Below are 7,255 nucleotides of genomic sequence, written 5' to 3'. Positions count from 1 at the left end.
TGCCAACAGTCCGTCTACAAGCTGCTGAGCACTCGGCAACGTAAAACGTTCCATATCCTCAATACGAGCACAAGATACGGCAAAATCTTGAAAATTAAAGCCAATCGCAACAATACAACCTCTGCCATACCCCAAAGGCGTTATCTCTCCCGCCGTAGTACAGCCAGCTAACCGCACGTTGCTAAATGCCAAATTCAGCGCGACACCTAGCGCCTCTAGAGGATAGTCAGCACTGCAAAAGAACAACACAAAACTCAAGTCCGGATGCTTCAATGCTAAGGCAAGCTCTGCTGCCGCCTCGTCAGGATTTTTGCAGGCACTACTCGCCGTATGTGGCCACTGAATATCAGGTGACGCTATTCCGACATCATTAGATACAGTCATCGTCGACAAAACCCCGTCTGGCCACTTCATACTTTATCGTCGGTGTTCACTGGCATTTACACGCCAAGCGCTATTTCAAGGCAAACCACTCATTAGGTGGGGCCTGCTGTCATACCAAGCTAACTTTTAGCTTTCAAGCGAATCACAATCTTGCATACAGCCTTAGACGAAAGAAGGGGGAGATTTCGCAAAAAGGCTGAATTAGGCTAAAGATTGTATGCGACCTGAAGGCTAGACGTGACACCCGAGCGCCCCCCTGCTAAGACTGCGACAGCCTGCGCCTATGATGCGATCAAGCAGCGCATTCTTGAAGGGACATATCAGGCTGATGAGTATGTACGTGAGCTCAGCATAGCCAAGGAGCTGGAAGTCAGCCGCACTCCTGTGCGTGAAGCATTGCGCGAACTGATTTCCGAGGGGTGGCTGGAAGCCATTCCTCACCAAGGGGCCCGTGTCAGCAGCTGGTCGGAGCAGGATGCCCGGGAGATTTTCGAGATTCGTCTACACCTGGAGCCGCTAGCCATATATAAAGCGGCCAGTCTGATAGAGGCATCGCTTCTTCAGTCGCTTCAGCAACTGGCGACACGCATGGAGAAGCTAGCTGAACAGCCAGACGACAGCACAAGAGCTGAGATCGCCCTGCTAAACCATGAGTTTCATCGTGAGCTGATCACCGCATCGAAAAGCCAGCGCCTGGTGATGGTGCTCGACAACATCGTGCGACCCTCGACGGTGCATCGCAACTTCCAGCATTACCGCCAAACGGACTTACAGCGCAGCATGCGACATCACCGCGAGATGCTTGATGCTATCGAAGCCGGCAACGCCTCATGGGCAGAAAGCGTGATGCGCGCTCACCTGCTGGCCGGTCGCGACCTGCATACGCACGCTCTGACACCCAAAGCCGACTGAACCATCAGGTCATCACCACTTGATAGGAAGACGACAACGATGCTTTCCGACATACCGCTTGACGACCTGAAAGTGCTCGAGCTTGGCCAGTTGATAGCCGGGCCCTACTGTGGACAAGTGCTAGCCGATTTCGGTGCCGATGTCATCAAGATCGAGCCCCCGGGAAAGGGCGATGCCATGCGCCAGTGGGGTGAGCTGGATTCCAACGGGGATCCGTTATGGTGGAATGTCATCGGACGCAACAAAAAATCGCTGACGCTGGACCTGCGCCAGCCTAAAGGTCAAGAGATCCTTCGTGAGCTCGCCAGTCAGGCGGACATTCTCATCGAAAACTTTCGGCCCGGGACCATGGAAAAATGGGGGCTTGACTACGAAACGCTTTCCGCCAATAACCCCGGGCTCATTATGGTGCGTGTGACCGGCTTTGGTCAGGACGGCCCCTATGCCAGCCGTGCTGGATTTGCTTCTGTGTGCGAAGCCATGGGTGGACTGCGCTACCTGAGCGGCTATCCGGATCGTCCACCAGTGCGCGTGGGGGTTTCCCTTGGCGACACGCTGGCCGGTCTTCACGGTGCACTAGGTGCCATGATGGCACTCCATCAACGCCAGCGCAGCGGCCGCGGCCAAGTCGTGGACAGCGCCATCTTCGAGTCAGTACTGGCCATGATGGAATGCCTCATTCCTGAATATGCCCGTACCGGAAAAGTGCGCGAGCGCAGTGGCAGCTTTCTGCCCCGCATCGCACCATCGAATGCCTACCCCGGCCGCGACGGCCATGATGTGGTCATCGGCGCCAACCAGGATACGGTCTTCAGACGACTGTGCGAGGCCATGGGCCAGCCCGCACTTGCTGATCACCCCGACTACGCCACCCACCGAGCACGCGGCGATAACCAGCAGGCCATCGATGACGCCATTGCCGCCTGGACACTGCAGCATGATGCCCAGTCCATCGTCGACCGCCTGGCGCAAGCTGGCGTTCCAGCAGGCTTGGTCTATCGAGCGCCGGAGATGCTTGAGGACCCGCACTTCAAAGCCCGGAAGGCAATCATCGAGATGCCCGACCGTCATGGAAAGCCCCTGCCGATGCAGAACGTTTTTCCTAGACTTTCGCAGACCCCCGGCCGGGTACAACACGTCGGCCCCGCCCTCAGCGAGCATACTGAGACAATCCTCAGCGACTGGTTAGGGCTGAGTGACTCTGCCATAGCCGAACTACGTCAAGCCGACGTGATCTGAGCGGAGCCCTAGAATGTCCGATAACACGCCTCGCACCACAAGACAGGCTTTTAACATGCGTCATGAGTTCGCCTCCCTGATATCAGGAGATGCCTGAATGAGTTCGCTCATGCCCCCAAAAACAGTTGAGATCGTCGAGGTCGCTCCTCGAGACGGTTTCCAGTCAATCCGCGCCCCCCTGCCTACTGCCGACAAGATCCGCTGTATTCAGGCGCTTATCGATGCTGGTGTGACACGCCTGGAGATCGGCTCCTTCGTCAGCCCGAGTGCCGTGCCACAAATGGCTGACATCCGCGATATCGTGTCTACCTTTATCCATCGCTCGGACCTGCGCCTGGCAGCGCTGGTACCCAACCTCATCGGGGCAGAACTGGCACTGGCCAGCGGCATTCGCGAGCTGATGGTCGTGGTCTCGGTATCCGAGACCCACAACCGGGGCAATGTGCGCCAGAGCGTAGCTGATTCCCTGGCAGGCCTGAAAAGTATCGTCGAGAAGCTCAAGACACAGAGTGATTGTTATGACATGCGGCTGCGTCTGAGTTTGGGTACGAGCTTCGACTGTCCTTACGAAGGCCGCATAGACTGGCGCCAGGTCGACGCTGTGCTGGCACCGGCCCTGGAAATTACCCAAGGTGTCTCTCTTGAGGTCGCGCTTTGTGATACCACAGGGCGCGCCACCCCTTACCAGGTCGCCGAGCACTTCAGCCGACTGGGTGAGCGCTACCAGGACACACGGCTTAACTGGGCTTTTCACGGCCACGACACCTATGGCATGGGGGTAGCTAACGCACTGTTCGCACTGCATCATGGTGCCACTGCACTCGACGCTTCTGCGGCAGGCTTGGGCGGTTGCCCGTTTGCTCCCGGCGCCACCGGGAATACGGCTACCGAGGACCTGGTGTATGCACTGCACGGTGGAAAGATACACACCGGCATCGACTTGCCCCGCCTGTTGGACGCTGCTGACAGGATCGCCGCCCTACCCGGTGGCCAGACCACCAGCCACGTGCGAAATGTTCCTCGAAACAAACTGCAATCTGCTTGATCGCTTCAACCAACAACAACCCAAACAGACCCAAGGTGACTCTCATGAAAAAATTACTGACACCACTAAGCGCCGCAACCACCCTCGCCATTACCCTGAGCATGGCGGCCTCCCCGGCCCTGGCTGAGCGCACCCTGCGTCTATCGTCGCAGCTGCCTGAAAATCATCCCCTTGGCCAGAACCTCAACTTCTTCAAGGATAAAGTCGAAGAAATCTCAGACGGTGAGATCCAGGTACAGATCTACCCCTCTGCCCAGCTCTATAAAGGCAGCGAAGTTCCCCAGGCGGTCAGCTCTGGAGCCATCGATATGGGAATGGTGCTGATTGATGAGTACAGCGGTACCTTGCCAGCCACTGGCCTGTTCAGCGTGGCCTTCTTGTTCCCTAGCTATGAGTTGCTGGCCGAGGTCGCAGGGCCTGACAGCTCGGTGCGCCAGGAGCTGGATGAAGCCATCCGCAGTACCGGCACACGCGTGATGTGGTGGCAAGATTATGGCCCGATCCAGCTGCTGTCTAATGATCAGCCTCTGGTCAACCCTGAAGACATGCGTGGCAAGAAAGTGCGTGTGCTGGGCAAGCCTTCTGGCGACCTCATCAAGGCACTGGACGGCAACCCGGTAAAAATCAGCGGCTCAGAGCAGTTCATGGCCTATCAGCGTGGCACCGTCGATGTCGGCATGAGTGGTACCACAGCAACCGAGTCGCGCAAGCTGCACGAAGTCATGGACTACATCACCATCACCAACCATGCGCAGGTAGAGTTCCTGACCGTCATTAACGATACCCTGTGGGACGAGCTTTCTGACCAGGAAAAGGCCTGGATGAGTGAAGCTGCACTGGCCGCTGAAATAAAGATGCGTGAAGAAAGTAAATCCAAAAATCTTGAAGCCCAACAATATCTTGCTGATGAGACCGACATGCAAGTGGTGGAACTGTCAGAAGAGCAGATCAAGGCTTGGCAAAAGGCTGCTGAGCCTGCCGTACAAGCATATATCGATGCCGCTGGCGAAACTGGCCAGACACTCATCGACAAGGTTCGCCAGGCGCAATGAACACGCCTGAAACAGATGCCTCGCGCCTGGGCTTGCTGGGCTGGACAGATCACCTCGCCGACTGGCTGGCCCGGCTTGGTGATCTGATGATCGTCATCGTTGCCGTGATGCTATTCGGTGAGGTGGTGGCGCGCTACGCGTTCAACGCGCCAACCATCTGGACTCAGGATATTGCCATCACCCTGCAGATATGGTTTACCTATCTGGGCATGGCTTATGTGCTACGCCAGCGGGAGCTGATTCGCATCACCGCGGTCATCTCCCTGCTAGGACCGCGCATGCGTCAAGCCGCTGAAGGCTTCGCTCTCACGGTGATCCTTCTCTTCAGTGTGATGGCAGTGATATATGGCTGGGACATCGTCAGCGAATCCATCCGCCTCGGACGACGCCAGCCAACCATCCTCGAACTACCCAGCTGGATCGCTGAACTGCCGGTGGTAGCAGGCTTTGCCCTGCTGGCTTTGCAGAGCCTCGCTGAACTCATTCGCCTTCCGTATCGCCCTGCGCCGACGTTTTCTCCGGGCGGCGAGCACTCCGACAGGAACGACGCTTCATGACACTGCTGGTGATTTTCGGCGCCCTACTGCTTTTACTGTTCAGTGGATTACCGGTGGCCTTCGCATTGGCCGGGCTGGGCACTCTGATGCTGTTGGTAGAGGGGCTGCCACTGGTGATGGTGGCTCAGAGCCTGCATGGCAGCCTTGATAACTTCATACTGCTCTCAGTACCGCTGTTCCTGCTGATGTCGAACATTCTGCTTAAAGGCGGCGTAGGGCGTGATCTGTTCGCCGCCGTACAGAGCTGGGTCGGTCACTGGCCGGGCGGACTGGGAATCGCAGCACTGCTCTCCTGCGGCATGTTCTCAGCAATCTCGGGAAGCTCTGTGGCCACGGCAGCCACGATAGGCACCGTTGCTATTCCCGAGATGACCAAGCGCGGCTACACCAAGTCATTCACTCTGGGCTTGCTGGCCGCCGGTGGTACGCTAGGGATCCTGATACCGCCATCCATTCCCTTGATCGTCTACGGTGTGATCGTCGAGGAGAGCATCGGCAAGCTATTTCTGGCAGGCATCGGGCCAGGACTGCTGCTGCTGCTGCTGTTCTGCATCTATGCTGCGCTGTACGCCAAGTTCACCTCAGCGCATCAACCAACGCCGAAGGCAACCCGGGAAGAGCGCCGTCGCGCCAGCTTGCGAGCACTCCCCCCTTCGCTCCTGGCGGTTGTCATGATCGGTGGCATCTATTCCGGTGCTTTTACCCCCACAGAGGCATCGGCAGTAGGTGCCGTACTGGCCTTCCTGCTGACGACTTTCCTCCTGCGCACCCTGACCTGGGCAGGCCTTCTCGAAGCAGTACGCCAGACGCTGTCGACGACCGTCGTGCTGTTTCTAGTGATTATCGGCGCCAAGATCTTTGGCCGGGCAGTGACCCTTTATCAAGTGCCATTGATGATCTCCCAGCTGGTCGATACACACCTAGACTCTGTGGCGATGTTCCTGCTGGTAGTCGCTCTGATCCTGCTGTTCATCGGTCTCTTCCTGGAAAGCCTGTCGATGCTGCTGATCATGGTGCCCATACTGATCCCTTCGGTCATAGCACTGGGCATCGACCCGATCTGGTTCGGCATCTTCTTCGTTGTCCTGATCGAGATCGCCTTGATTTCACCGCCGGTTGGCCTAAACCTCTTCGTAATCCAGGCAGTGGCGAAAACCAACCTAGGAACGGTGATTCGAGGTGTGACACCGTTTATCCTGATCATGCTTCTCTCAGTCACCCTCCTCGTGCTATTACCGGACATCGTTCTCTACATCCCGTTCAAGCTGAACTAATGGCGACGCGCTCCCGGTGAACAACAGATGCAGCAACCACGCAACAATAGACGTGACATGACAAAAACGGGTGGAACCATGGCAAAAAATGTGGCGGCTAGCTGCTGGAAAACCCTGTTTGTACTGGGCGCAGGGCTGCTGCTCAGCAGCTGCGGCGACAATGAAAATGAAGTCGGCGATGTGTCACTGGGGCTGCTCACTACCAAGGGTATCAAGATAGAAATCCTGGAAGATCCCGATATTCCCGGCGTCACCTGCCACCTGAGCAGCATTGAGGCCAAGCTGGATCTGTCCGACCCGTCCGATTCTAGCCTGGCCTGCCGACAGACCGGGCCGATTACCGCGGACATGATTACCGACATCGACACCTCGCCGAGCGGCGAGGTGCTGCATCGGAAATCGAAAAGTGTGCTGTTCAAGAACTTGAATGTGCGCCGTATCTATGATCAAAACAAGCAAACACTGCTGTATCTCGTCTACAGCACCAAGAAGACCTCTGGCAGCTTCAAACACTCACTGAGCAGCATTCCCTTGTGGGGAACCGACGCCTATAGCCCCCTGCCGGAGACCGTTGAAAACAGCCCTGAGAACAGCGCGGAATGAAAAGCGCCAGCGCCTTTACAGACACTGGCGCTTGGCAGTACATGACGGCTCAGATGATCGACTGAGCCGTCAGTTTTTAACGCACAATCATTACTGACATCTTGGAGTGATGCACCACATGCTCGGTGTTCGGCCCTAAGTGGCTATTCAAAATTTATCGTGCGCTCAGACCCGTAGCCGTCGAGTAGG

The 7,255-nt window shown here is 56.8% G+C and carries 8 protein-coding genes; 7 read left to right on the top strand and 1 reads right to left on the bottom strand.

Annotated elements, in window-relative coordinates:
* A partial coding sequence (locus ACTH3D_RS11895) for an FIST N-terminal domain-containing protein (RefSeq protein ID WP_441667340.1) occupies nt 1-414 on the bottom strand: 414 nt, incomplete at its 3' end.
* A 207-nt stretch (nt 415-621) separates the two neighbouring features.
* Here ACTH3D_RS11895 and ACTH3D_RS11890 point away from each other — a divergent pair.
* The 7 genes from ACTH3D_RS11890 to ACTH3D_RS11860 all read left to right on the top strand — a co-directional run bounded on the left by ACTH3D_RS11890 (nt 622) and on the right by ACTH3D_RS11860 (nt 7,066).
* The gene (locus ACTH3D_RS11890) at nt 622-1,296 is read left to right on the top strand and encodes a GntR family transcriptional regulator (RefSeq protein WP_441667339.1); all 675 of its coding nucleotides are present in this window, start codon (nt 622-624) and stop codon (nt 1,294-1,296) included.
* A 39-nt stretch (nt 1,297-1,335) separates the two neighbouring features.
* Nucleotides 1,336-2,535, top strand: coding sequence for a CaiB/BaiF CoA transferase family protein (locus ACTH3D_RS11885; protein ID WP_441667338.1), 1,200 nt, complete (start codon nt 1,336-1,338; stop codon nt 2,533-2,535).
* A 97-nt stretch (nt 2,536-2,632) separates the two neighbouring features.
* On the top strand, nt 2,633-3,580 hold the full coding sequence (locus ACTH3D_RS11880) for a hydroxymethylglutaryl-CoA lyase (RefSeq protein ID WP_441667337.1): 948 nt from the start codon (nt 2,633-2,635) through the stop codon (nt 3,578-3,580).
* Between the two features lie 44 nt (nt 3,581-3,624).
* Nucleotides 3,625-4,632, top strand: coding sequence for a TRAP transporter substrate-binding protein (locus ACTH3D_RS11875; RefSeq protein WP_441667336.1), 1,008 nt, complete (start codon nt 3,625-3,627; stop codon nt 4,630-4,632).
* Nucleotides 4,629-5,189, top strand: a complete 561-nt coding sequence (locus tag ACTH3D_RS11870; RefSeq protein WP_441667335.1) for a TRAP transporter small permease subunit — start codon at nt 4,629-4,631, stop codon at nt 5,187-5,189. The genes ACTH3D_RS11875 and ACTH3D_RS11870 overlap by 4 nt, the downstream gene beginning before the upstream one ends.
* Nucleotides 5,186-6,463 carry a TRAP transporter large permease gene (locus ACTH3D_RS11865; protein ID WP_441667334.1) on the top strand — a complete coding sequence of 426 codons (1,278 nt, stop codon included), beginning with the start codon at nt 5,186-5,188 and terminating at the stop codon, nt 6,461-6,463. Before ACTH3D_RS11870 ends, ACTH3D_RS11865 begins: the two co-directional genes overlap by 4 nt.
* 78 nt (nt 6,464-6,541) lie before the next feature.
* Nucleotides 6,542-7,066 carry a CreA family protein gene (locus ACTH3D_RS11860; protein ID WP_441667332.1) on the top strand — a complete coding sequence of 175 codons (525 nt, stop codon included), beginning with the start codon at nt 6,542-6,544 and terminating at the stop codon, nt 7,064-7,066.
* Nucleotides 7,067-7,255: the final 189 nt, after the last annotated feature.

The organism is Halomonas sp. (assembly GCF_052095765.1).
Taxonomy (GTDB): Bacteria; Pseudomonadota; Gammaproteobacteria; order Pseudomonadales; family Halomonadaceae; genus Halomonas.
The sequence above is the reverse complement of the archived record's forward strand: the minus strand, read 5'-3'. Positions and strand labels throughout refer to the sequence as shown.